A 24,588-nucleotide genomic window follows, 5' to 3' on the forward strand; every position below is an offset into this window, starting at 1 on the left:
TGAAGTTATGAATTTTGAAGAGTTAAGAGATTTTTTGAATGAAAAATCGGATCAGTATAATAACTATGATTTTATTGAAGATGATCCGATCCAGATTCCCCATCGTTTTTCCTTAAAGCAGGATATTGAGATTGCAGGTTTCCTGGCCGCAACCATATCGTGGGGAAACAGAAAATCTATTATCCGTTCTGCAGAAAAAATGCTGGATATCATGGGGAACTCTCCATACGATTTTGTTATGAATTTTTCAGAAAAAGATCTGGATTCGATTCGGGACAAAAGTATCCACAGAACTTTTAACGGAGAAGACTTTACTTATTTTATACAGCAATTTAATAAGGTTTACAGAGAAAATGAAAGCCTGGAAAATCTTTTCCTGATCAAAGATTCCGAATTTAATTTTTTGCATGCTATTGAAAGGTTCAGGACTTCTTTCTTAGAAACATCTAAACACAGAAGTCATAAGCATGTGAGCTCACCTTACAAAAATTCATCTTCCAAAAGAATCATTATGTTCTTACGGTGGATGGTTAGAAAAGATAAACGAAGTGTAGACTTTGGTATCTGGGAAAATATAGACCCGAAATACCTGTCGATTCCGCTGGATGTTCATACCGGGAACATTTCGAGAAAGCTTAGTCTGATTACAAGAACTCAGAACGACTGGAAAACAGTAGAAGAGCTCGATCAGGTAATCAGGCAGTTTGATGATAAGGATCCTGCAAAATATGATTTTGCATTATTTGGATTAGGAGTTAGTAAAGAATTTTTATAAAGAGGAAATAATGAAATCAAACACTGAAAAAACAGAAGTTCTTGAAAGGATTGCTAATGGAATTACCTGGTGGATTGGTTCTATTCCATCCCTTATAGCCCATACCTTATTTTTTATTATTTCATTTCTGCTGCCTTTACTTCATATTGTAGAATTTGATAAAATGCTTCTTATCCTTACTACTGTAGTTTCATTGGAAGCCATTTACCTGGCAATCTTCATTCAGATGTCTGTTAACAGGAGCCACGAAAAGATCGAAGATATCCAGGAAGACATTGAGGATATTCAGGAAGACATTGAAGAGATCAGTGAAGATATAGAGGAAATCAGCGAAGATATCGAAGAGATCAGTGAGGATATCGAAGAAATTAACGAAGATATTGAAGATATTCAGGAAGATATTGAGGAGATCAATGAGGATGAGGACGATGAAGATCATAATGAACGGGCAAAAAAAGTGATATTGAAAAGCAGTGTAAATTCCAACAAGAACGAGATAAAAGCTTTAAAAGATCAGATATTAAGGCTTCAGAATGAAATTGATGATCTAAAAAAAGATGGTTCAATATAGATACAATATACTTCTTGAGTGTGTGAAACTCTTTTTTATAAGTCTTATTTTTATTTAAATTTTAATTTTTCTGATTTTGAGCGAAATATTAAATATTTTATTTCCAAATACGGATACTGTTATTGTTTAATTTCAGTGAATTATTTTTTTAGTATTTATTTTATCTAATTACTGCTTTTGATTCGTAAAATATTAACATCATATGTTTATTTTTGCTATTTTTGAACAAACAATACCAAAATGTTAAATTATAGACTAAAAAACTACTTTTTCTTTTTAATATTGCTATTAGCCCCGCTCTTTTCGTTTTCCCAAAATGTAGGGAAACTGCCTCAAAGAAAGCCACAAAAGGAAAAAAGTACGGCAGCAAGTCTGAAGGCTGGAGCATTTATTGATGTAAATGTTGCCTCGTACGCTCCATCTGCTTTTACTCCCACACAGCTTGTTACAGACATCCTGATTAACGGAGGTACAAACTGCTCAACTCCGAATGTGACGAATGTTACAGTAAGCCCGAATCATGATGTTGCAAACAATGACAGGTTTTGGGGGTATTTTCACAGAGCTACTACCAATTTTCCTTTCAAAGACGGAATTGTACTTACTACGGGTTATGCAAGACAGGCCGGGAATTCTCTGGTAAGCGGAAGCTTATCCGGAAGTATTTCTATGCAAGGTGATGCTGACCTCGCTGCAGCTACAGGAACTAACCTGAGTAACCAACGGGATGCAGTTGCATTGGAATTTGATTTCGTACCCAACTCCAATCAGGTAAAATTTAATTATTTATTTGCTTCTGAAGAATATACAGGAGGTTATCCGTGTAATTATTCTGATGCGTTTGCATTATTGATAAAACCTGTAGCAGGTGGACCTTACGTGAATGTCGCTGTACTTCCGGGAACAGCAGGTGCAGTAAGTGTAACGAATATACGTCCTGCAAACCAGGATAATGGGTCTCCATTAACTTGCGGAGCTCTTAACGACTCTTATTTCGCGGGTTATAATACTTCAAATATAGAAACAAACTATAACGGAAGAACCATTCCTTTAACAGCCATTGCCGATGTAACGCCTGGTGTTGCTTATCATTTTAAAATGGTTTTATCAGACTACAATGACCAAAGTTTAGATTCAGCTGTTTTTTTAGAAGGTGGATCCTTTGATATCGGAATTAAAATTGTTGATGGAAATGGTACGGTTTTACCGGGCACGGTAAACATGTGTGATAATACTCCACAGATATTAAAAGCACAGGTAGTTACAGTACCGGGAATGACCTTTCAGTGGTTTAAAGATGGCGTTCCTATTCCGGGAGCTACCAACATTCAGTATGTGGCGACACAGCCTGGCGTTTATGAGGTGAAAGTTTCGGTACCTGGAAATCAGTGTCCGGGATCAGCAACTATTACGATTGTTGGAGGAACAACTCCTACAGCACATGATGCAGTGCTTAAGATTTGTACGACGCCAAATGCTTTAAACTTTGATTTAAATACAGCAATGCCATTGATCAGTACTACTGCGGGAGCTGTGTTTCACTTTTATGTAAATCAGGCAGACGCAGTTGCCCAAAATAATAATTTCATAAACAACCTAGCCAGCTACGACGGGACTGACGGACAAATTTTGTATGTAGTAGTTTCTAATGGTGCATTTTGTAGCAAAATGGTAAAGTTGACATTGAGAAAAGAAGCGACTCCTGTAGCACAGCTGATTTCTTCAAAAATGAAAATCTGTTCCGGTGAATCTGTTCTTTTAACAGCTTCTGGTGGTGCCACATACCAATGGAGTGACGTTTCAACAAACGGACCTACAAGAACAGTAAGTCCAACTCAGACGACTACGTATACCGTATATGCGATTGGGGTGCAGGGTTGTAAATCATTACAACCGGCTACGGTAACAGTAGAAGTGGTTCCGGCTATTACCTCTAATCTTACCGGAGGAATGATCTGTACCGGAGATCAGATTACGTTAGATGCCGGAGCTGGTCCTAACTATACTTATACCTGGAATACAGGGGCAACAACACAAACGATTACTGTAGCAACAAACGGTACCTACACTGTTACTATCGACAATGGTGTTTGCTCTAAGGTATTTACAACACAGGTAATTAAAGCTGTGATACCAACTGTCATTAAAGTGGATTATAACTCCAGTGGTACGATGGTTATTACCGCAAGTAATCCGAGTAACGGAATTTTAGAATATTCTATTGATAATGGATTAACATGGCAGCCTTCCAATATATTCAATAATGTTCCAAAAAATAAGCTGATATCGATCAGGGTTCGTGTGAAGAATACCAGTTGTGTAGGGTTTCTTGAATACTTCACATTTATGATGAAAAATGTAATTACTCCTAACGGAGATAATGTAAACGATATCATCGATTTTAGAGGAATCAATGAGTATAAAGATTTTACTGCAAGTATCTTTGATCGCTACGGGCGAGAAGTCTATAAAGCCGAAAAAGTAAGGCCTTATTGGGATGGATATTTCCAGGGCAAGCGTTTACCTACTGCATCATATTGGTATCAGGTGACTTTTGAAGATCCTGCCAGTAAGGAAAAAGCAGTGAAAACCGGCTGGATCCTCCTGAAGAATTTTGAATAAAATATTAATCATATTTGCAAAAAGACTAACGATTCGTTAGTCTTTTTGTGTTTTATTAAATTATAAAGAGTATTTTAAGATAAATATGTTTACATTATTAACAATACAATTTGAATAGATTTGAGTTTCAATTAAAAAAAATAGTATTTTTGTTTAAAACAATATAAAATGTTAAATAGGAGGATGAGAAGTTTATTTCTGGCTTTATTTTTAGTTCTTGCAGGTAATATAGTCTTCTCCCAGAACAGGGGGCAAAACATTAAACTAAAACAACCTACAGCTGAAAGTATGAAAGCCGGAGCATTTATTGATGTAAATGCAGCCGGATATCCAGAATCTAACTATAACATTACTCAGTTGGTAAAAGATGTTCTTATCGCAGGAGGGTCTACGTGTACCACAGCCAATGTAAGTAATGTAAATGTATCTCCTAATCTACCAACAACGGATCAGAACAGAAGCTGGGGTTATTTTAATAAGGCAGGGACCAACTTTCCATTTTCAAAAGGTATTGTCCTTGTAACGGGATTTGCCAGAAAAGCAGGGAATAACTTTCAAAGTGTCTTAAGCGATCCGCTTCCTTCAGGAGGTGACGTTGACTTAGCAACAGCCCTGAATGTTAATAATGCCAATTTAAGGGATGCTACTTATATCGAATTTGACTTTGTACCTAGTTCTACTGAAGTTTCTTTTCGATACTTATTTGCTTCTAAAGAATATTCACCATCAGGAACTTTTACATGTAGTATCGCAGATGGCTTTGCCTTATTACTGAAAAAAGTCGGTGATCCTACTTACACTAATTTAGCAGTTTTACCCAATGGTGCAGGCCCTGTAAGTGTAACCAATATTATTCCTTCAGGCTTGGCTTGTGGTCCTAAAAATGCACAATATTTTGCAGGAATGAATAATCCTCAGGTTGAAACCAACTTTGACGGACGCACGGTTCCTTTAACAGCAAAAGCAACGGTAATTCCAGGTGAAACCTATCATTTTAAAATGGTTTTAGCGGATTATCAGGACGTAAATTTTGATTCTGCCGTTTTTTTGGAAGCAGGATCCTTCGATATCGGAGTTCAGATTTTAGGTCCCGGAGGAGTAGCGCTTCCTCCGTCTATTAATATGTGTGACAATACTCCTCAGGTACTTACTGCATCGATTCAGAATGCTACGGCTTCCTATCAGTGGTTCTTGAATAATACTCCTATTGCTGGAGCTACCAACGCGACTTACACAGCGACGCAACCAGGAGTTTATACGCTTCAGGTGCTTCTTGCAGGAAATACATGTCCCGGAACGGCTACTGTAACGATCGTAGGCGGAACTTCACCTACGGTACAAAATGCAACGTTGACAGCCTGCTATGCTCCAGGAAATGCAATATTTAATTTACCGGCTGCTCAAACATCGATCAGTACAACTCCAGGAGCTACATTTGCTTATTATGCCAATTTAGTGGATGCCAATGCCGGAAATGGAAATACGATAGCAACACCGGCAACATATTCAAGTCCTGGAGGACAGACGGTCTATGTTCTGGTTAAAAACGGATTTTGTTCAAAAGTTGCTCAGCTCCAGTTGATCAAAGCCCCTCAAATGACGGGGACAATAGCTCCTCCTACACCGCTTACATGTGCTAATTCACAAATAACATTAAATGCATCGACTTCTGTATATCCTGCAGGATCTACATTTAACTGGACTACCACAGGTGGAAATATTGTTTCCGGAGGAAACACTTTAACTCCTGTAGTGAATGCGGCCGGAACTTACACATTGACTATTTCCAATACCTACCAGCCCGGAAATGTAGTGTGTACAGCAACTGCAACCGTTACTGTAGTAGGGGATAGTGCTCCTCCAACTACGACTGTATCGGCAACTAAAGTATTAATCTGTGCAGGGGAGACTGTAACATTAACTGCTTCCGGTGGGGCTACGTACAATTGGACGGGATTACCGGGGACGGGAAATACGCAAACCGTAACACCAGCCACTACCACCACTTATACGGTAACTGCTGTTGGAGCAAATGGATGTGTTTCTCAAAATCCTGCAAGTATAACAATTGAGGTTTCCCAACCTATTACAGTGCAAAATGCTACTTTGCTTAAATGTTATCAACCCGGTAATTTAACATATGATCTTACTTCTGCTCAGCCACAAATTACAACGGTAGGAACGGCAACCTTTGCTTACTATGCCAATTTAGCGGACGCTAATGCAGGAAACGCCAATACGATTGCGGTACCAACAGCTTATCCGACGCCAGGGAATGTAACGGTTTATGTTCTGGTGAAGAATGGCGGATGTAGTTATGTAGTCAATCTGCAGCTATTAAAAACTGCCGAAACAACATTAACGATTGCAACTCCACCAACTATTACATGTACCACGACACAGATTACATTGGACGCATCGGCATCAGTCGTGCCGGCAGGTTCTTCCATATTATGGACTACAACAGGAGGCAATATTGTTTCAGGGGCCAATACATTAACACCGGTTGTTAATGCAGGCGGAACGTATACATTAACAGTACAGAATACAACACAGCCTGGAAATGTAAACTGTAGCTACACAGCCAATGTTACGGTGGTGGAAAATAAAACACCACCAACGGCAACCTTAACTTCTTCCCACGCTCAAATTTGTGTAGGAGAGTCGGTGACTTTAACAGCCGGCGGAGGAGTAAGCTATAACTGGACGGGTCTGACCGGAAACGGGAGTACACAAACGGTTTCTCCGACAGTCACTACAACTTATACTGTATATGCTGTAGGAGCTAATGGATGTATTTCAACAAATCCTGCAACGGTTACCGTGATCGTAGGGCCACCGGTTGCATCAGTGACTGCCTCAAAATCAAAAATATGTGCCGGAGAATCTGTTACATTAACAGCTTCTGGAGGGATTACTTATAATTGGGTCGGATTGACCGGAAACGGAAATACCCAGGTGGTTTCTCCAACGGTTACAACAACTTACTCAGTATATGCGCTGGGAGGGAACGGATGTACATCACTGGTTCCTGCCACGATTACAATTGAAGTGGTGCCAGCTATTACCTCTACCTTACAGGATGTATATGTTTGTGCCGGTGATACAGGAATCCTGGATGCCGGAAGTGGCCCGAATTACACTTATATATGGAGTAACGGAGCAACGACTCAAACAATTTCAACAAATATTACAGGAACCTATACGGTTACCATAAGTAATGGAACCTGTTCGAAAGCGTTTACCGCTCAGCTATTAAATCCTAATCTGCCACAGTTCACCAATATTGTTTATGAAAACCATGTGCTGACTTTAAGTGCAACCAATCCTACCGGAGGAACATTGGAATATTCTATTGACGGAGGGCTTACCTGGCAGAATTCCAATATATTTAATAATGTACTAAATAACACAAATTATAATCTTATGGTAAGGGTAAAGGATGCCAAATGTAGTACCTCATTAAGCTACTTCACCTTTGTGATTAGTAATGCTATCACTCCTAACTCAGATGGAAAGAATGACACAATCGACTTTTCAGGAATAAGCGGATATAATAATTTTGCGGCTTCTATTTTCAACAGATATGGACAGGAACTCTTTAAAGCTACTAAGTTAGAACCTGCCTGGAATGGAACAGTAAAAGGATTAGCCCTGCCAACTGCTACTTATTGGTACAGAGTACAGTGGGAGAATCCTGCGAGTAAAAAATTAGAATTACGAACAGGATGGATATTGTTGAAAAACAGGAATTAATTTTTAAAAATATACTCTTAAATGTAAGCCTTTCATAATTGAAAGGCTTTGTTTTTTTAACATAATAATGTTAAATATGTATGTGGTATGTTTAAAAATAATTTAAATTTGTTGAAACAAAAATATTATGAAGAGATATCTCCTGTTGTTTTCTTTTTTTTTAGTTTCGCTGAATATTTATCATTCACAAAGTATTAATCCCAGAAAAGTTCCTAAGCCAAGACCTAATTTAGCTGCCAAAGCAGGGGCGTTTATCGATGTAAATGCACCGGGATATAATGAGTCTGCTTACAACATTACTCAGCTTGTAAAAGACGTGCTTATTTCATCAGGAACAAACTCATGTGTTACTCCCAATGTGTCAAATGTCCAGGTAAATCCTTCTTTACCGGCAAGTGATGTCAATAGGGCGTGGGGTTACTTTCATAAGGGTACCACAAACTTTCCCTTTAAAGATGGAATTGTACTTGTGACCGGAAAGGCGAACAGGACCGGAAACAGCTATATAGATGTATTGAGTCCTTTAAGTGACCTTGTCGGTACAGGAAGCGACCCGGATCTGGTAGCTGCTACCAATCCGTCAGTGAATCTAAATGATGCTGTTGTATTGGAGTTTGATTTCGTTCCTACTTCTTCGCAGGTGAAATTTAATTATTTATTTGCTTCCGAAGAATATACAACATCCTTTCCATGCAGTTATTCCGATGCATTTGCGCTGTTGCTTAAACCTGTAGCGGGTACAGCACCTTACGTCAATATGGCGGTATTACCCAGTGGTGCAGGACCTGTAAGTGTAACCAATATTCACCCGGATACTCAGTTTGATGGGAGCCCTTTGAGTTGTGGAGCAATTAATCCAACATTCTTCGGAGGATATAATACAACTAATATTGAGACTAATTTTAACGGTAGAACCGTTCCTCTTACGGCTACCGCAACGGTAATTCCGGGACAGGCCTATCATTTCAAAATGGTTCTTGCTGATGCGATCGATACAAGTTATGATTCAGCGGTATTTTTAGAAGGTGGATCTTTTAATATAGGAGTGGAATTATTGGATCCGGATGGAGGCACATTGCCATCAGATATCAATGTTTGTGATAATGTTCCTCAGGTACTGACAGCTTCAGTGAGTGATCCTAATATGGCGTATCAATGGTATTACAACGGTGCCATTGTACCGGGAGCAACAACCAATACCATTACAGCAGTACAGCCGGGAACCTATACTATTGAAGTTACTTTTCCGGGAAATCCATGTCCGGGGAAAGCATCTATACAGATTCATGGGGGGACAACTCCTAATGCCAATGATGCTACGCTATTGTTATGCTCTACGCCGGATGTCACAACATTTGATTTGACTACAGCAATGCCTTCAATAAGTACAACACCTAATGCGGTATTCCATTTTTATGAAAATCAGGCAGATGCTTTAGCGCAAAATGATAATTATATTACCACTCCGCTTAATTATAATGGTAATGATGGACAGATTTTATATGTTGTGGTGTCTAATGGAGGGTTCTGTAGTCGGCTGATTAAATTAACTTTATCAAAAGAGGTTACCCCTACCGCACATGTTGTTTCCACAAAACTGAAAATATGTCCGGGAGATTCGGTAGACCTTACGGCTACTGGCGGAGTTACTTACCAATGGAGTAATTTCCCGGGAACCGGTAATACACAAACCGTAACTTTATTCAATACTACAACGTTTACAGTATATGCTATCGGAGCAAAAGGATGTAAATCATTGCAGCCTGCTACAATCACAGTAGAAGTAGTTCCGGAAATAACCTCTCCTTTGAAAGATGTTGAAATGTGTATCGGAGACAGAATTACACTGGATGCGGGAGCCGGACCTAATTATACTTATTTATGGAGTACGGGTGAAACGACGCAAACGATTTCTGTAGACCAATTGGGTATTTATTCTGTTACTATAGATAATGGGTACTGTACAAAAGTATTCACGGTGAAAGTGATGGGAGCTACTCTGCCTTTTATCACCGGATTAAATTATGGCAATAATACATTAACAATCACAGCGGTAAATCCATCGCTTAATAATATTCCGGGAGTACTTGAGTATTCTATTGATAACGGAATTTCATGGCAGGCCTCTAACGTGTTTACGGGGTTATTGGATAATACAACATATAATCTTCAGGTAAGGATACAGGGAACACATTGTGTGGGAACACTTGACTTCTTTACTTTAAAGATTTCCAATATTATTACTCCTAACGAAGATGGAATCAATGATGTTCTTGACCTGTCGTCTCTAAAGAACTTTAATAACTTTACCGGATCTATTTATGACAGATATGGTGTGGAAATGTTCAGGTTCTCTAAAGAAAATCCGATCTGGGATGGAACCGTAGGAGGAAAGAGATTATCTACCGCTACGTACTGGTATAAATTTAACTTTGAATATCCTAAATCAAAAGCCCAGATGAACTGGTCTGGTTGGATATTACTTAAAAACAGAGAATAAATTATTTATTTATAGATTGTAAATTGAAAAGCCTTTCAGATATCTGAAAGGCTTTTCCTATTTCTTTATTTCTTAGTTTTATTATGCGTTTTCTTTCCACTGTTTTGTAAAAGAAATAAAATCGTTAACGCTGAGTTCTTCAGCTCTCTTATCTAAAAATTCATGGGTTTTTAATGCTTCAGGAATGTTCAGTATTTTAAGAGAGTTGGATAATTTCTTTCTCCTCTGGTTGAATCCTGCCTTTACAATTTGCTTAAACAGGACTTCATTGCCGGCTAAACCTTCTTTGGGATTTCTGGTTAGCCTGATAACTCCTGATTTTACCTTTGGTGGTGGGTTGAAAACATTTTCATGAACAGTAAACATATAGGATACATCATAGTACGCCTGAATAAGAACAGATAAAATGCCATAGTCTTTTGTTCTCGGAACGGCAGCTGTTCTTTCTGCAACTTCCTTCTGGAACATTCCTACCATTTCAGGAATAAGTTCATAATGATCTATGATCTTAAAAAGGATCTGCGAAGATATATTGTAGGGGAAATTGCCGATAATAGCAAGCTGTTCATTATTGATAAAAGCAAAATCCTGCTTTAAAAAATCTCCTACGAAATTTTTATCTGTAATTTTTGAATAATGATTTTTCAAATATTCGATGGACTCGTTATCAATTTCAGCAAGATAAATATATTGGTCTTTTTCCAATAGATATTTTGTAAGGACTCCCATTCCCGGACCAACCTCCATGATATTATTGTAGTTTTCAAAGCTTAAGCCTTCTACAATTTTTCTCGCTATGTTTTCATCTGTCAGGAAGTGTTGACCAAGATGTTTTTTTGCTTTTACACTCAAAGTTTTTTATGATTTTGTTAACAATGATTTTCTTTTTTTCGTCCCAAATTTCGGAAGATTTTTTCTATTTTAGCCAAAAAATTTAATATTAATGGCGAAATCTGTAGATGAATTTAATAAGAAGAGACTTAGGTCCAGCAATATTACAGTGGTAATTAGTATTGCCTTAGTGTTATTTTTGTTAGGATTAATGGGATTGATTTTAATTAATGCCCAGAAATATTCTGACTATATCAAGGAGCAGTTGGTTGTAAACGCATACTTTGATGAAAACTATGACGCTAAAGATTCTGTTAAAATTGCGAAACTGGAAGAAGAAACTTTTAAAAAAGTACAGACTTTAGCCCCCGTAAAAAGGGCAACCTATATTTCAAGAGAGATGGCTGCTAAGGAAGCAAAAGCCAGTATGGGAATTGATAGTGATGCACTTTTTGAAGAAAATATTTTCCCTTCATCTATTGAAGTTGCTTTAAAACCGGAGTATGTGGATCCGGCAAAAATTGATGCGGCTATTAAAACGCTGAAATCCGTTCCCGGTATTGTAGATGTAAAGAATAACAGTACCCTGATGGTAGATGTTTATAATAACCTGAACAGAATCTTGAAATGGATCTTAGGCTTTTCTATACTATTCCTTATTTTAGCGGTTGTCTTGATTAACAATTCAATCCGTCTGAAAATATTCTCCAAAAGATTTATTATTAAGACCATGCAGCTTGTAGGGGCAAAGAGAAGGTTTATCCTGAAACCATTTATTGTTGAGGCTTTGATTTTGGGTTGTATAGGCTCTGTTATCGGACTTCTGGCACTATTTGGAGTATGGTATTATTTCACAAGTCAGATCGGGTCTGCATTTGTTCAGAATAATCAGCAATATTTCTGGCTTGTTATACTGGTATTCGGGGTAGGGATTTTTATTACCGTTTTAAGTACTATTGTTGCTACCTGGAGATTCTTGAGAACAAACGTTGACGATTTATATTACTCTTAAAAAGATGAGCAAAAAAACAAATAAATTTTCTGCAGCTGAGTTTGGTACGGATACCAAAGCTCCACAGGAAAACACCTTTTATTTCGGACAACAAAACTTTAAATGGATGCTGATTGGATTAGCATTCATTGTAGTAGGTTTTCTCCTGATGATGGGTGCCGATGCTAATACTGTCGATGGAAAATATGATCCGAACTCATGGAACGACGGTATCTTCTCTATTCGCAGAATCCGGATAGCTCCATTATTTGTAGTTATCGGTTTCGTTATAGAAGTATATGCGATTTTAAAAAGAAAATAATTTTTTATTTAAGATTAAGAAGTTTTAGAAATTCGGAGTATTCCGGATTTCAGGCTTTTTAATCTTTTAATTTTATACATATGGATTTATTCAAAGCAATTATTATTGCGATTATAGAAGGTCTTACTGAGTATCTTCCAATTTCTTCTACAGCCCACATGGGTTTCACGGCTAGCTTAATGGGATTGCCGGAAGATGAATTTTTAAAAATGTTTCAGGTATCTATTCAGTTTGGTGCTATTTTATCAGTGGTGGTTGCTTATTGGAAAAAGTTCTTTGATTTTAATAATATTAAATTCTATTATAAGCTTGCCTTTGCGGTAGTACCGGCTTTGGCTTTGGGATATCTTTTTGATGATAAGATTGAAGCTGTTCTTGGAAATCAGATCGCTATTTCGTCTGTTTTGGTTTTAGGTGGAATCGTTTTATTATTTGCAGATACCTGGTTTAAAAACCCGACAATTGATGATGAAAAGGGGATTACTATCAAGAAAGCCGTAACCATAGGTTTTTGGCAGTGTCTTGCAATGATGCCGGGAACAAGCAGAAGTGCTGCTTCTATTATCGGAGGAATGACACAGGGATTAACGCGAAAGGCGGCCGCGGAATTTTCATTTTTCCTTGCTGTTCCTACGATGCTGGCAGTTACTGTGTATTCAGTTTTTGTAAAAACTTGGGGAAAAGAAACTCCTAATCCTCAGAAAGGATATGAAATGATTTTGTCATCACAAGATCATCTTACTATTTTTATCATTGGAAATATCGTGGCATTTATTGTGGCTTTGATTGCTATTAAAGCTTTTATCGGAGTTCTTAATAAATATGGTTTCAAACCTTGGGGATGGTATCGTATTTTTGTAGGAATAGCTTTATTGATTTATTTCTATTTCTTTAAATAAATTATTCTCTTACCTATTTATTACCAATTTATGACTGCCGAAAATATACTTGAAGGCCATATATTTTTACTTGATAAACCTTTGGATTGGACCTCTTTCCAGGCCGTTAATAAAATGAAATATAAACTCAAAAGTGAGTTTAAACTTCCTAAAAAATTTAAGATTGGGCATGCCGGAACTTTAGATCCTAGAGCAACAGGTTTACTCATTGTCTGCACCGGGAAATTCACTAAAAAAATTCCTGAAATACAGGATGCCCCTAAAGAATATTGGACTGAAATCAAGATAGGGGTTCAGACGGAATCTTACGATACTGAAAAACCTGAAATTCTTCATCAGGATATTTCAAACGTTTCCGAGGAGCAGGTAAGAGCAGTTTTACAAAAATTTGTTGGAGAAATAGACCAGAAACCTCCGGTTTTTTCTGCTATAAAAATTGATGGGAAAAGAGCTTATAATCTAGCGAGAGCAGGTGAAGAAGTAGAGATGAAGTCGAGAAAAACTACTATTTTTTATCTTAATAATATTCAGATTGATTTTCCTTTTGTGAGTTTTACGGTAGGATGTTCAAAGGGGACCTATATCCGGAGTCTTGCACATGATATTGGGCAGGAGCTTGGTGTTGGTGCATATTTAACGCAACTGAGACGCACGAAGATCGGGGAATATAAGATAGAAGACAGTACAGAAAAGTTTTTAGAAAATGATTTTAAATTTGAAAGTATATGAAAAAAACTCTCCTTTTGTTCATAAGTTTATTTTCGATAACTCTATCATACGCTCAAAATGTTGAGAACAAAAAGCCGAAAATGGATTTTTATGTTAATCCCACTCTCAATTTAGGATATAATCTTGGAAATAGTATTCAGGATGACAGAAATAAGGATTCAGCCTATTATCAACAATACATAGCTCCTTATCTCCCTAATAAAATTACTTTTGGAATGACAGTTATCGGTGGGTATAATTTTCTTCCTAACTTTGCCTTAGGATCAGGGATAAAATATAGTTTTACGGATAAGAATTTTCATTTGCTTTATTGGGTTATCCAGCCTAAATTCATAATTGGTCCTGGAGATGAACCTTTTTTTATTGATATTAATTATGGAAAGCAGATCAACCACTCTGTTGTTTCAAATGCTGAATTCTGGGGAATAAAGTTGGGAAAACAGGTGTCATATTCGAAAAGATTAAGCCAGGAAGGAGGACTTGTTCTTGAAAATCATAACTTTGGAAAATCAAATGCTTTTTTTATCGGTTTGAGTTATGGGATAACATTTTTTAGTAATAAAAACTACACGGGTTACGGAGACGATTAATGGAAAAGACACGGATTAATAAATATTTATCAGAAGTTGGTTTCTGCTCAAGAAGAGCGGCAGATAAATTACTGGAAGAAGGGAGAATAAAAATCAACGGGCAGATTCCTGAATTGGGAACGAAAATTTCCGACGAAGATGTTGTGGAAGTAGACGGTAAACCGATCCGGGAAACAGAAGAAAAACCTGTTTATATTGCTTTTAATAAACCAATTGGTATTGTTTGTACCACAGATACAAAAAGAGAAAAAAATAATATTGTAGATTATATCAATCATCCTAAAAGAATTTTTCCGATTGGTAGGTTGGACAAACCTAGTGAAGGCCTAATACTTCTAACCAGTGACGGGGATATTGTTAACAAAATTTTAAGGGCCAGGAACAATCACGAAAAGGAATATCTTGTAAGAGTCGATAAGCCGATTAATCCGAGATTTTTGGAGAAAATGAGAAATGGAGTTCCCATCCTGGATACCGTGACTAAGAAATGTGAAGTAGAAAAAGTAGATGATATGACGTTCAGAATTGTTCTTACCCAAGGCCTCAACAGGCAGATTCGCAGAATGTGTGAATATTTGGGCTACGAAGTGAAAAAACTTAAAAGGATGCGTATCATGAATATCAAGCTGGATTTACCTGTAGGAAAATGGAGAGATCTTACCGATGAGGAGCTATCCGCTTTGAACAAGTTGCTCGAAGACTCCAGTAAAACGGTAGATTAAATTGATAAGAAAGTAAGATTCAATCATTTCAGATATAATTTCATCCTTGTCTCATATTCTGGCTTTAATTTCAGAAACTTCCATATTTTTTTGTCTTCGGGATTGCTCACACGGTAATAAATAATCTTATCTGCAGAGTATCTGAAATAAGGATGGTTCTTTAACCATTCTTCCGGCGCGTCCACAAGTGTATATTTTGTGATGCCGGACGAATCAAGCTTACAAATTGAAATTAATTTCTGCACAAGATCTGTATCTATATTGTAAGTTTCCAGGATTTGCTGTTTGGTAACGAATCCGCCCAGTTTTTTTCTGAAACCAATAATTGATCCTGCACTTTTTTCATCAAGTCCGAATTCCAGAAGCTGTTTAAAAGTAATTTGATTTAAATCAGTAGATGCGAAATCTGTTTTTTGCTGAATGATTTGATTCTTTTTTTCATCATTTTGCTGATCTTTGATTTTAATATAGGGTTTTAATTCTTCAAACTTTTCCTGAGAAATGACGAAACATTTCTGAATATCCTGATAGGTATTAAAACGTCCCTTTAAATTTCTATCTCTGTAATTAACTATAGTTAATGCCTGCTTTTCGGAAAAACCAAGAGATTGCCATCCTGCTGTGTTTAAAGTATTAGGATCAAAAAAACGGAGATAAATACGAGGCTTTTGCTCAGTACTCTTAGAAATGTTTTTTAAATTTTCAGGTGTTTTTTCCGGTAAAAGCAGATGTGGTGCTAATAATCGATAGTTTTCATCATTGATTATAAAGCAGGCTTTTAATTTTTCTTTACTTACAAAACTACCTCCCAGATAAGCTTTGTATTTCAAAATCGCTTGGGCCTGTCTCGGGCTGAATCCCATATTCTCCCATTCTTTTTCAGAAAGGTGATCCGGATTGAATGTTCCGGAGACGGTAATTGTTTTTTTATCAGGCACTCCCGATCTATCATTTTTTATACCCTTATGGTCATTTGGGAGCATAATGTATGGACTGATCTCTGAAAATTTCTCCTTGGAAATAGCGTAGCATTTTTGTAATTGTTCTTTAGAAGTAAATTCTCCACCAACAATTTTCTTATAGTTTAGTATCGTTAATACCTGTTTTGAAGAAAATCCAAGGCTTTGCCACTGTTTTTCGTTAAGGTCATTAGGATTAAATTCGGTTAAATACAATGAAGCGTTTTCCTCCGACACAAACTTTATTTCGGGGAAATTTTCTTTTTCTTTACTGGTATACTCCTGGAAGATGAATAATATGAGCAGCAGTATACCTAAAAATGCAATCTTTTGATAGTAGCTTCTTTTCATCAAGCTAAACTTATTGATAAACCTCAACTTTTAAAAGAATAATGTTCAGAATTTGATATAATGATATATAAAGGGTTGTTTTTTGATGGTAATCCTTTTTAAAATGAAGCTGATCTTTTGATTAATTGAATTTTTTCAAGCCTACTCATCGGAATAATCGAGATAATATGATATATGATGGCACAAAAAATCCCCAAAAACATTTTGGGGATATATTTAACTAATAACAGATTATTGTATTACTGACGAACAAGATTATATTCTGTTCCTGCTGTTTCTTTTGTCCATGCGCTTCCGCTATGCATTTGAATTGTTTTATCATTGACAATTGAGAAGGTTGTTACACGGTCTGCAATATTTGAATACTTTAAAATTACCTTATTGGTGTCTTTGTAATACTTCCAAGTCCCTGTACTTGACATTGGAGTTGTACTACCAGGAAAAGTTTCAGACAAAGCGAAAGTATTATCATCTTTGAAAGTGATTTCAACATTCTGTTTTGAGCTTCCTGAAGGGATATTTCCTTTATAAACTCCTGGTACAAAAGTAGAAGTTTTAGTTACCGAAGTATTTTCCTTTTGATTTTTCATTGTACTGCAAGAAGTAAATCCGATGAATGATGCGCAAGCTGCTGCGAGAAATAAATTTTTCATAATATGTTTTTTAAATTTGGTTTCTTACTAACTAAAATAATGCCAAAAAATAAAATAAATAAGTGAAAAAGTCATTGAGCTTTCATTGCTGATCTTATTTTGCCAAGGTGTGAAAAGGGGCAGAAAATTGATCATCACAGGATTAGCAGATGTTTATGTAAAATCTGATATTTGGAAAAAAAGGTTAGGGTATTTTTTATCCGTTTCTGTTATTCAGAGTCTTTTTCTACTAAAGATTCTTTTAATTTCAGTAATTCAGCTTTTACGAATTCCAGACGGTCGATAATAGTAATGGTCTCGGATATTTTACTGTTTGTTGCCAAAGCGATCTTTGCTCCATCCAGCGTGTAACCTTTTTCTTTCACCAGATGGTAAATGATCTGCAGGTTTTTAATATCCTCAGGGGTGAAGTACCGGTTACCTTTCTTGTTTTTTTTAGGTTTGATAATAGGGAATTCCTGCTCCCAATAACGTATTAATGAAGTGTTTACATCAAATGCTTTAGCAACTTCTCCTATTGAATAATACAGCTTATCGGGTAAATTTATCTTCATTTTATGAATCCTAATCTTCAAAGATAATTTTTTTTGAATTTTTTTACAAATTTACCATCCAAATATATTCTTAAAACTCTTTTCTTTTCTTGAAATACTATAATCTTCCAGTGCTATTTAAGATTAAATGAAAGTCTTTTTTTAATTTTGAAGTAAATTAATAGATTTGAATTCTATATCTGTACTTCATATTGATCTTTTTCAGTCCGGGAAAAATGCTTCGGATTTTTATTTCAATACAATGAAAGATCATTTGGTCAGCAGCCATAAACATATTGAGAAGCCCCATCGGCATGATTTTTACGTAACGGTGCTTTTTACAAAAGGGACAGGAATTCATGAAGTCGATTTTCACAGGTATGATGTCTCAGAGGGAAGCATGTTTTTTCTATCACCCGGTCAGGTCCACAGCTGGGAACTTTCGGAAGACACGGACGGGTATATTTTTTTCTTATCTCAGGAATTTTATGATATGCATTATATCAATCAGCATCTGAGAAACTTCCCTTTTTTTAGTTCGGTGAATTTTTCAAGAAAGCTTCAGCTTGAAAAAAAATACCTGAACCCAATGGTTGGTTTGTTTGAAGAGATTCAGAATGAGTATTATTCTCATAACCTTATGAAGGAGGGGCTGATACTTTCAGTGATTACAAAAATGTATATCACCTCATCAAGGTTGTTTTCTAAAGAATACAATACTTTTAATTCCCCGGTTAGTATTTCATATTTAAAGCACTATCAGGATTTTGAGACTTTACTCGAAGAACATTTCACAAAAGAAAAATCGATTTCATTTTATGCTTCTTTGCTGGATATTTCTCCTAAACACCTGAACAGAATTACGCAGACTATGGTTCAGAAAACGACTACAGAAGTTATTACTGAAAGGGTAATGCTGGAAGCAAAACGGATGCTGATGTATTTAAGCGAAAGTCTTGTTGAGATTGCCTTCAGATTGGGGTATGAAGAATATTCTTATTTTGTAAGGGTATTCCGGAAAACTTCCGGAATAACCCCGACTCAGTTTATTCAAAAGTATAAATCATAAACTTTTTGACTACAACAATAGTTTGAAAGGTCCTTCAAAAGTTGTTTCAAAAGTATCCACAATTTTGCCTTTTTCATCAAGTACAGCAATCACAATATTCTGTTTGGAAAATCGGATGTCTTTTTCAGGAAATGTAATATTAATGTTACCTTTTAAGATCTGATCTCCCTTTAATACAATTTTATCTGAACCAAAAAAAGTGATCTCGCCATTTTTAGGACTTATTACTTTTATTGTTAAAACCTTTTTCTCATTGGTTTTGTTTAAAAAAGTATAAATAAATGTATTCGTTATTTTTCCATTTTTTGTAAAGAAAGTGGATCCGGCAGGTTTAATAAATTTGGCCTCCATAGATCCACGGTCATACATTAGAAAACCAAGAAAACCGATTAATAATGCCAGAAAAACCGTAGTGACTTTCATTCTGGAGGTAAAAATAAACCTGGATTGGTTTTCAATTTCAGCTTCAGTTGCGTAGCGAACCAATCCTTTTGGAAGACCTATTTTTTCCATTACTTCATCACAGGCATCAATGCACGCCGTGCAATTAATACATTCAAGCTGTTGGCCATTTCTGATGTCTATTCCTGTAGGGCAAACCACGACACATTGCTGGCAATCGATACAATCTCCTTTTCCTTCTGATTTTCGGTCTTCACCGTTTTTCCATTTGGAACGGTTTTCACCTCTTTTAAAATCATAATATACATTGATGGTTTGTTTATCAATAAGAACTCCCTGTAAGCGTCCGTAGGGGCATACCAATGTACATACCTGCTCACGGAGCCATGCGAAAGTAAAATAAAAAACAGCTGTAAAAGAAAGCATAACAATGAATTTCAAAGAATGTTCTGCAGGGCCTTCACTCATGATTTTAAAAACCTCTCTGTATCCTACAATATACATGAACATGAAATGACTGATAATTAACGAAACCAAAAGGAATACCGACCATTTCAGACTCCTCTTTCTTATTTTTTCACTATTCCATTCCTGTCGGTCCAGCTTCATTTGCTTATTACGGTCACCTTCGATCCAATATTCTATTTTTCTGAAAACCATCTCCATAAAAAGAGTTTGCGGACAAAGCCAGCCACAGAATATTCGTCCGAAAACTACTGTAAAAAGCATAACAAATATGACAGAAGTAACAGCGCCCAGAGCCAGAATAAAAAAATCCTGGAGATAAAAAGGTTGCCCCACAATGAAAAATTTTCTGTCGATAACATTAATCAGAAGAAAAGGGTTATGATTAATGGTTACGAAAGGTAGAATAAAAAACAAAGCAAGCAGGATATAGCTGGTGTAATTTCTGTAATTGGTATATTTCCCCTTGGGTTTGCGGGGGAACACCCATTTTCTTTTTCCTGTATCATCCATTGTTCCCACAGAATTTCTGAAAGCTTCATTCTCTATTGCTATAACCTTTTCGGGTTTGGTGCCTGTATTCATTCTTTTATTTTAAATAACCAATTGAATAATCCCTCATTTTGTTGTTTTTTTTATTAAAAAACATCTATTGAGTTTCTTACCGCAAAGCTCTTAATTAAGGGAATACATTACTAATAGTATACACGTATTGAATAGGACAAATGGGACATTTATCAATTTTTTATTATTGTATCAAAATGAGAAAATAATTCTTGAATTTTATTTTTTCATGTTGTACATTGTGAGCCTAAAATGAAATAAGAAATGAAGAATCTTTTTAAAATGACTTGGGTTGGTTTGGTTTTAGTATTACTAAATTGTCAATCAGTAAATTATACCCGTATGTTTTATCATGATGTAATGCCAGAGAAGATTTCAGACCGGTTCGGTTTTACTGAGGGGCCCTCCTCAGATAAAGAAGGGAATGTTTATTTTACAGATCAGCCCAATGATAAAATTTATTATTGGGATTGGAAAACAAATGAAATCCGGGAATTTTTAAGCAAAACAGGACGCGCCAATGGAACCCATTTTGATCAAGACGATAATCTGATTACCTGTTCTGATGATCAGGGCGAGATCTGGAAGATCTCTAAAGATAAAAAGATTCAGATTTTATTAAAAGGTTTCGAAGGAAAAAGGCTTAATGGTCCGAATGATGTATGGGGAGATTCTTCAGGTGGAATGTACTTTACTGATCCTTTGTATAAGAGAGATTACTGGATTGATTTTAAACAGGAAATTCCTCATAAAAGTCTTTACTACAGAAATAAAGAAGGTAAAGTAAAAAAAATCGATACTTTTACCCAGCCCAATGGCATTGCCGGAAGTGAGAAATACAGAAAACTCTATGTTTCTGATATTGATGCAGGAAAAACTTATGTATACGACATATTGGATGCAGGAGAACTTTCTGAGAAGAGACTGTTCTGTGAAATGGGGTCTGACGGAATGACGTTAGATAAGCACGGGAATGTTTATTTAACAGGTAATGGGGTTACGGTGTTTAATCGCGATGGAAAAAAAATCTATCATATTCCTATTGAGGAGGAGTGGACTTCCAACGTAACATTCGGAGGAAAGCATAATGATATTCTTTTTATTACTGCTTCAAAGTCAGTATATACTTTACCAACAAGGGTAAAAGGGACAAGATAATCGATTCCATTTATTGTTGTTAAATCTTTTATCAGTGATTTAGTTACTTGAAAATTATATGTAATATTCAGGTAATCAGTGAGGTGGGCTTTGATTTCATTGATGTTATTTCATGTGTATTTGAATTTATTTCTTTTTAAATCTTATTTTATATAAAATTTTTAATCTATTTACTTTTATCGTAAAATAATTTAAGTTAATTGTGAAAATGTTAATAATGAGTGTTGTTTATTATTAATATTATGGTTTTTGTGTTTAATTTTTTGCTTTTTTTGTAAAGTGTTTTTAGGCTCTGGAAAATATCGTTTATTTTATTTAAGATGTTTGCGTGAGTTAGAACATATACCAACCTTAACACAAACAGTTTAAATTATTATAGATATGAAATTCTACTTATTGATCGCATTGGCGATGGTTCCTTTTATGGGGTCATCACAATGGAAGAGAACAGAACTACGTTCACAAAGCGTAAAAAAAGTACAGGAAAAACTGGAGTTTTCAGGCTTGTATACATTAGATATAAACGCTTTAAAACAAACCCTTAAAAATACATCTTCTAAAACTTCTGAGGGAAAAGGTGTTGTTATTTCAATTCCTGATATCAATGGGAAAACAGAAAGGTTCCAGGTATGGGAATATTCCAATATGGCTCCTGAATTACAGGAGAAATATCCGGACATAAAATCTTATATGGGAAGGGGAATAGAAGACCCGTCTGCTTATTTAAGATTTAGTCTTTCACCGGTAGGTTTTTCATCCATGATTACAAGATCCGGTACTTCTGAATTTATTGAACCTTATTCACAGGACGGAACAGTATATGCTGTATTCGATTCAAAAGCAAGAAAGAATCAGGAGGCAGAACCTTTCATTTGTGGTACTGCTGAAAATCTGGCAACGAAGTCCCTATCTAGTAAAAATGGTGCACAAAATAAAAAAGCCGCAGGTTTCAATACTTTCAGGCTGGCTATGTCATGTACCGGGGAATATGCCCAGTATCATTTAACAGCAGCCGGAACACCGGCAAATGCTACGGAAGCGCAGAAAAAAGCAGTAGTACTGGCAGCTATGAATACGACATTAACCCGTCTTAATCAGTTATTTGAAAAAGATCTGTCATTACATTTTAATTTAATTGCCAATAATGATGTGCTTATTTTTTTAGAACCTACTGCAGATCCTTATACCAATGGAGGACCTGGTGAAGCTCAAACCCAGATTTCAGCGCGTATTGCAGCTCAGGACTACGATATGGGTCATTTGCTGGATAAAAAGAATGGTAACGGCCAGGCAGGAGATATCGGAGTAATCTGTGATGATAATGCTAAAGCAGGTGGATGGACAGCTCATAATTTTCCTGAAGGAGATAAATTCGATATAGACTATGTTGCTCATGAAATGGGTCATCAGATGGGGGCGAACCATACATTTACGCTTTATAATGCAAGCTATACGGATGCTTCTTTAGTAGAGCCGGGAAGTGGATCTACGATTATGGCTTATACAGGTATTATGGGTGGTAATAGTGATGTGCAGTTTAACTCATTCGATTATTTTCATGCTTTTAATCTTAAAGAGATCAAAGATGTGATCAATGGCGTGGCATGCGGTGTTAATGTGCCGTTTGCTAACCCTGCACCAGCAGTAAATGCCGGAGCTGATTATACAATTCCTAAATCTACACCTTTCGCATTGAAAGCAACCACAACAGATGCCAATAGTGCTGGTTATACTTATACGTGGGAGCAGATGGATTCCGGTTCGGCACAAACAGGAACGGTGAACTCTCTTACCTATGCTGCCAAACCTTCCGGTCCTACTTTCCGGTCCTTACCTCCGGTAAGTACACCTGTAAGATACTTCCCTGATTTTAATAAAGTATTGGCAGGAGTATATGCGACCCGTTGGGAGTCTTTATCCAGTGTGGCAAGGACACTTAATTTTACAGTTACGGCAAGAAATAATCATCCTACTGCTCCGCAAACGAGCAAAGATGAAACGGTAATAACGGTTGATGCTGCATCGGGACCTTTCAAAATTACAGCTCCGACATTTGGACAGTCGTTAAGTTCCGGAAATTCAGCAACTATAACCTGGGATGTTGCTAATACCACTCAGGCTCCGATTAATACAGCAAATGTTACGATTAAATTATCTACCGACGGAGGGCAAACATTTACCGTGCTGGCAGCAAATACACCTAATGACGGTAGCGAACAGATTACAATTCCTGCCGGATCAACTTCGGCAAACGCATACATTCTGATTGAAGCTATAGGAAATGTTTATTATGCGGTAAGTCCAAGTTTTGTTATTGATTATAATGTGACCGGAGAAACATGTGCAACGTATACTTATAATGGACCAGCTGTTGGCATTACGGATGGACCTGGAGGGAACAAGATTTCTTCACCTAAAGTTATTGTTCCTTTAATGGTAAATAATACCGGAGTCATTACTAAAATTAAAGTAACACCAACTATAGCACACCCTTATGTAAGTGATTTGGCTGTTGGTATAGAAAGTCCGCAAGGATCTTCTGCTCTCATATGGAATAGAAAATGTGGAAATGCGGCATATTCAGGTATTACAGCTTCGTTCACAGATACAGGTAATGCAGTAGCTTGTGCTTCTCCGATTCAGGGAGAAACGAAATCTGATGAATCATTAGGAATCTTTAAAGGGCATAAGGCTCAGGGAGAATGGAAGTTGTTTGCATCGGACAATTATGCAGGTGATGTGGGAACAATTAATTCTTGGTCGCTTGAAGTTTGTACCCGCGAAACACAAAATTTAGGGACAAAGGATGCTTCCGCTGTATCAGGAAATGATATCAAAATTTACCCTAATCCGAGTAATGGGAATTTCTTTGTTAAATCTAGGAATTTATCAGGAGAAATAAAAGTTACTCTATTTGATTCAAGTGGCAGGCTGATCACTTCGGATTCCTACCAAGGTAATGGAGATTTTACAAAAGAATTTAACATGAACATTCCAAAAGGAGTTTATATTATTAATATTAATTCTTCCAAAGGAATGTATAGTCAAAAACTGATCATCAAATAAGTTTTTTAATATTATTGTAAAAGGAAAGCGGCTATTAAATAATGGCCGCTTTCTTTTTTA

19 protein-coding genes are annotated in these 24,588 nt (G+C 36.4%); 14 read left to right on the top strand and 5 right to left on the bottom strand.

Annotated elements, in window-relative coordinates; translation table 11 throughout:
* The first annotated feature begins 7 nt into the window (after positions 1–7).
* From PFY10_21100 to PFY10_21120, 5 genes are all read left to right on the top strand, one after another.
* A complete protein-coding gene (locus PFY10_21100) occupies positions 8–775 on the top strand; it encodes a TIGR02757 family protein (protein ID WBV56684.1) in 768 nt (255 codons plus the stop codon).
* 10 nt (positions 776–785) lie between these two features.
* The gene (locus PFY10_21105) at positions 786–1,346 is read left to right on the top strand and encodes a DUF1003 domain-containing protein (protein ID WBV56685.1); all 561 of its coding nucleotides are present in this window, start codon (positions 786–788) and stop codon (positions 1,344–1,346) included.
* Positions 1,347–1,586: 240 nt separating this feature from the next.
* Positions 1,587–3,968 (top strand): choice-of-anchor L domain-containing protein, encoded by a 2,382-nt coding sequence (locus PFY10_21110; GenBank protein ID WBV56686.1) that lies wholly within the window; start codon positions 1,587–1,589, stop codon positions 3,966–3,968.
* Between the two features lie 183 nt (positions 3,969–4,151).
* Positions 4,152–7,724 carry a choice-of-anchor L domain-containing protein gene (locus PFY10_21115; protein WBV56687.1) on the top strand — a complete coding sequence of 1,191 codons (3,573 nt, stop codon included), beginning with the start codon at positions 4,152–4,154 and terminating at the stop codon, positions 7,722–7,724.
* A gap of 127 nt (positions 7,725–7,851) precedes the next feature.
* Positions 7,852–10,224 (top strand): choice-of-anchor L domain-containing protein, encoded by a 2,373-nt coding sequence (locus PFY10_21120; GenBank protein WBV56688.1) that lies wholly within the window; start codon positions 7,852–7,854, stop codon positions 10,222–10,224.
* A gap of 81 nt (positions 10,225–10,305) precedes the next feature.
* On the opposite strand, the gene rsmA is transcribed toward PFY10_21120, so the two are convergent.
* Positions 10,306–11,076, bottom strand: a complete 771-nt coding sequence (gene rsmA / locus PFY10_21125; GenBank protein ID WBV56689.1) for a 16S rRNA (adenine(1518)-N(6)/adenine(1519)-N(6))-dimethyltransferase RsmA — start codon at positions 11,074–11,076, stop codon at positions 10,306–10,308.
* A 91-nt stretch (positions 11,077–11,167) separates the two neighbouring features.
* On the opposite strand from rsmA, the gene PFY10_21130 reads away from it, so the two are divergent.
* From PFY10_21130 to rluF, 6 genes are all read left to right on the top strand, one after another.
* Entirely contained in the window at positions 11,168–12,067 is a 900-nt protein-coding gene (locus PFY10_21130; GenBank protein WBV56690.1) for a permease-like cell division protein FtsX, read from the top strand.
* 4 nt (positions 12,068–12,071) lie between these two features.
* Positions 12,072–12,368, top strand: a complete 297-nt coding sequence (locus tag PFY10_21135) for a DUF3098 domain-containing protein (protein ID WBV56691.1) — start codon at positions 12,072–12,074, stop codon at positions 12,366–12,368.
* A gap of 80 nt (positions 12,369–12,448) precedes the next feature.
* Positions 12,449–13,267, top strand: a complete 819-nt coding sequence (locus tag PFY10_21140) for an undecaprenyl-diphosphate phosphatase (protein ID WBV56692.1) — start codon at positions 12,449–12,451, stop codon at positions 13,265–13,267.
* Between the two features lie 30 nt (positions 13,268–13,297).
* The gene (truB, locus tag PFY10_21145) at positions 13,298–13,996 is read left to right on the top strand and encodes a tRNA pseudouridine(55) synthase TruB (GenBank protein WBV56693.1); all 699 of its coding nucleotides are present in this window, start codon (positions 13,298–13,300) and stop codon (positions 13,994–13,996) included.
* Positions 13,997–14,076: 80 nt separating this feature from the next.
* Positions 14,077–14,586, top strand: coding sequence for a hypothetical protein (locus tag PFY10_21150; protein ID WBV56694.1), 510 nt, complete (start codon positions 14,077–14,079; stop codon positions 14,584–14,586).
* Complete coding sequence (rluF, locus tag PFY10_21155; protein ID WBV56695.1) at positions 14,586–15,308, top strand: 23S rRNA pseudouridine(2604) synthase RluF; 723 nt, start codon at positions 14,586–14,588, stop codon at positions 15,306–15,308. The genes PFY10_21150 and rluF overlap by 1 nt, the downstream gene beginning before the upstream one ends.
* Before the next feature lie 23 nt (positions 15,309–15,331).
* On the opposite strand, the gene PFY10_21160 is transcribed toward rluF, so the two are convergent.
* From PFY10_21160 to PFY10_21170, 3 genes are all read right to left on the bottom strand, one after another.
* Entirely contained in the window at positions 15,332–16,618 is a 1,287-nt protein-coding gene (locus tag PFY10_21160) for a helix-hairpin-helix domain-containing protein (protein ID WBV56696.1), read from the bottom strand.
* Between the two features lie 239 nt (positions 16,619–16,857).
* Complete coding sequence (locus PFY10_21165) at positions 16,858–17,271, bottom strand: copper resistance protein NlpE N-terminal domain-containing protein (GenBank protein WBV56697.1); 414 nt, start codon at positions 17,269–17,271, stop codon at positions 16,858–16,860.
* Positions 17,272–17,480: 209 nt separating this feature from the next.
* The gene (locus PFY10_21170; GenBank protein ID WBV56698.1) at positions 17,481–17,825 is read right to left on the bottom strand and encodes a MerR family transcriptional regulator; all 345 of its coding nucleotides are present in this window, start codon (positions 17,823–17,825) and stop codon (positions 17,481–17,483) included.
* A 166-nt stretch (positions 17,826–17,991) separates the two neighbouring features.
* Between PFY10_21170 and PFY10_21175 the strand changes: the two genes are divergently transcribed.
* Entirely contained in the window at positions 17,992–18,873 is an 882-nt protein-coding gene (locus PFY10_21175; protein ID WBV56699.1) for an AraC family transcriptional regulator, read from the top strand.
* A 9-nt stretch (positions 18,874–18,882) separates the two neighbouring features.
* Here the strand turns inward: PFY10_21175 and ccoG are convergent, their stop codons facing one another.
* Entirely contained in the window at positions 18,883–20,325 is a 1,443-nt protein-coding gene (gene ccoG / locus PFY10_21180) for a cytochrome c oxidase accessory protein CcoG (protein ID WBV56700.1), read from the bottom strand.
* Between the two features lie 243 nt (positions 20,326–20,568).
* Here ccoG and PFY10_21185 point away from each other — a divergent pair, with 243 nt between their 5' ends.
* The gene (locus tag PFY10_21185) at positions 20,569–21,462 is read left to right on the top strand and encodes an SMP-30/gluconolactonase/LRE family protein (protein WBV56701.1); all 894 of its coding nucleotides are present in this window, start codon (positions 20,569–20,571) and stop codon (positions 21,460–21,462) included.
* Positions 21,463–21,843: 381 nt separating this feature from the next.
* Positions 21,844–24,528, top strand: a complete 2,685-nt coding sequence (locus tag PFY10_21190; GenBank protein WBV56702.1) for a M12 family metallo-peptidase — start codon at positions 21,844–21,846, stop codon at positions 24,526–24,528.
* Positions 24,529–24,588: the final 60 nt, after the last annotated feature.

The organism is Chryseobacterium daecheongense (assembly GCA_027920525.1).
Classification (GTDB): Bacteria; Bacteroidota; Bacteroidia; order Flavobacteriales; family Weeksellaceae; genus Chryseobacterium; species Chryseobacterium proteolyticum.

Excerpts from the sequence above, each read along its gene's own strand:
- PFY10_21100 (WBV56684.1), top strand. The coding sequence starts at position 8 with ATGAATTTTGAAGAGTTAAGAGATTTTTTGAATGAAAAATCGGATCAG.
- PFY10_21105 (WBV56685.1), top strand. The coding sequence starts at position 786 with ATGAAATCAAACACTGAAAAAACAGAAGTTCTTGAAAGGATTGCTAAT.
- PFY10_21110 (WBV56686.1), top strand. The coding sequence starts at position 1,587 with ATGTTAAATTATAGACTAAAAAACTACTTTTTCTTTTTAATATTGCTA.
- PFY10_21115 (WBV56687.1), top strand. The coding sequence starts at position 4,152 with ATGAGAAGTTTATTTCTGGCTTTATTTTTAGTTCTTGCAGGTAATATA.
- PFY10_21120 (WBV56688.1), top strand. The coding sequence starts at position 7,852 with ATGAAGAGATATCTCCTGTTGTTTTCTTTTTTTTTAGTTTCGCTGAAT.
- PFY10_21130 (WBV56690.1), top strand. The coding sequence starts at position 11,168 with ATGGCGAAATCTGTAGATGAATTTAATAAGAAGAGACTTAGGTCCAGC.
- PFY10_21135 (WBV56691.1), top strand. The coding sequence starts at position 12,072 with ATGAGCAAAAAAACAAATAAATTTTCTGCAGCTGAGTTTGGTACGGAT.
- PFY10_21140 (WBV56692.1), top strand. The coding sequence starts at position 12,449 with ATGGATTTATTCAAAGCAATTATTATTGCGATTATAGAAGGTCTTACT.
- truB (WBV56693.1), top strand. The coding sequence starts at position 13,298 with ATGACTGCCGAAAATATACTTGAAGGCCATATATTTTTACTTGATAAA.
- PFY10_21150 (WBV56694.1), top strand. The coding sequence starts at position 14,077 with ATGGATTTTTATGTTAATCCCACTCTCAATTTAGGATATAATCTTGGA.
- rluF (WBV56695.1), top strand. The coding sequence starts at position 14,586 with ATGGAAAAGACACGGATTAATAAATATTTATCAGAAGTTGGTTTCTGC.
- PFY10_21160 (WBV56696.1), bottom strand. The coding sequence starts at position 16,618 with ATGAAAAGAAGCTACTATCAAAAGATTGCATTTTTAGGTATACTGCTG.
- PFY10_21165 (WBV56697.1), bottom strand. The coding sequence starts at position 17,271 with ATGAAAAATTTATTTCTCGCAGCAGCTTGCGCATCATTCATCGGATTT.
- PFY10_21170 (WBV56698.1), bottom strand. The coding sequence starts at position 17,825 with ATGAAGATAAATTTACCCGATAAGCTGTATTATTCAATAGGAGAAGTT.
- ccoG (WBV56700.1), bottom strand. The coding sequence starts at position 20,325 with ATGAATACAGGCACCAAACCCGAAAAGGTTATAGCAATAGAGAATGAA.
- PFY10_21185 (WBV56701.1), top strand. The coding sequence starts at position 20,569 with ATGAAGAATCTTTTTAAAATGACTTGGGTTGGTTTGGTTTTAGTATTA.
- PFY10_21190 (WBV56702.1), top strand. The coding sequence starts at position 21,844 with ATGAAATTCTACTTATTGATCGCATTGGCGATGGTTCCTTTTATGGGG.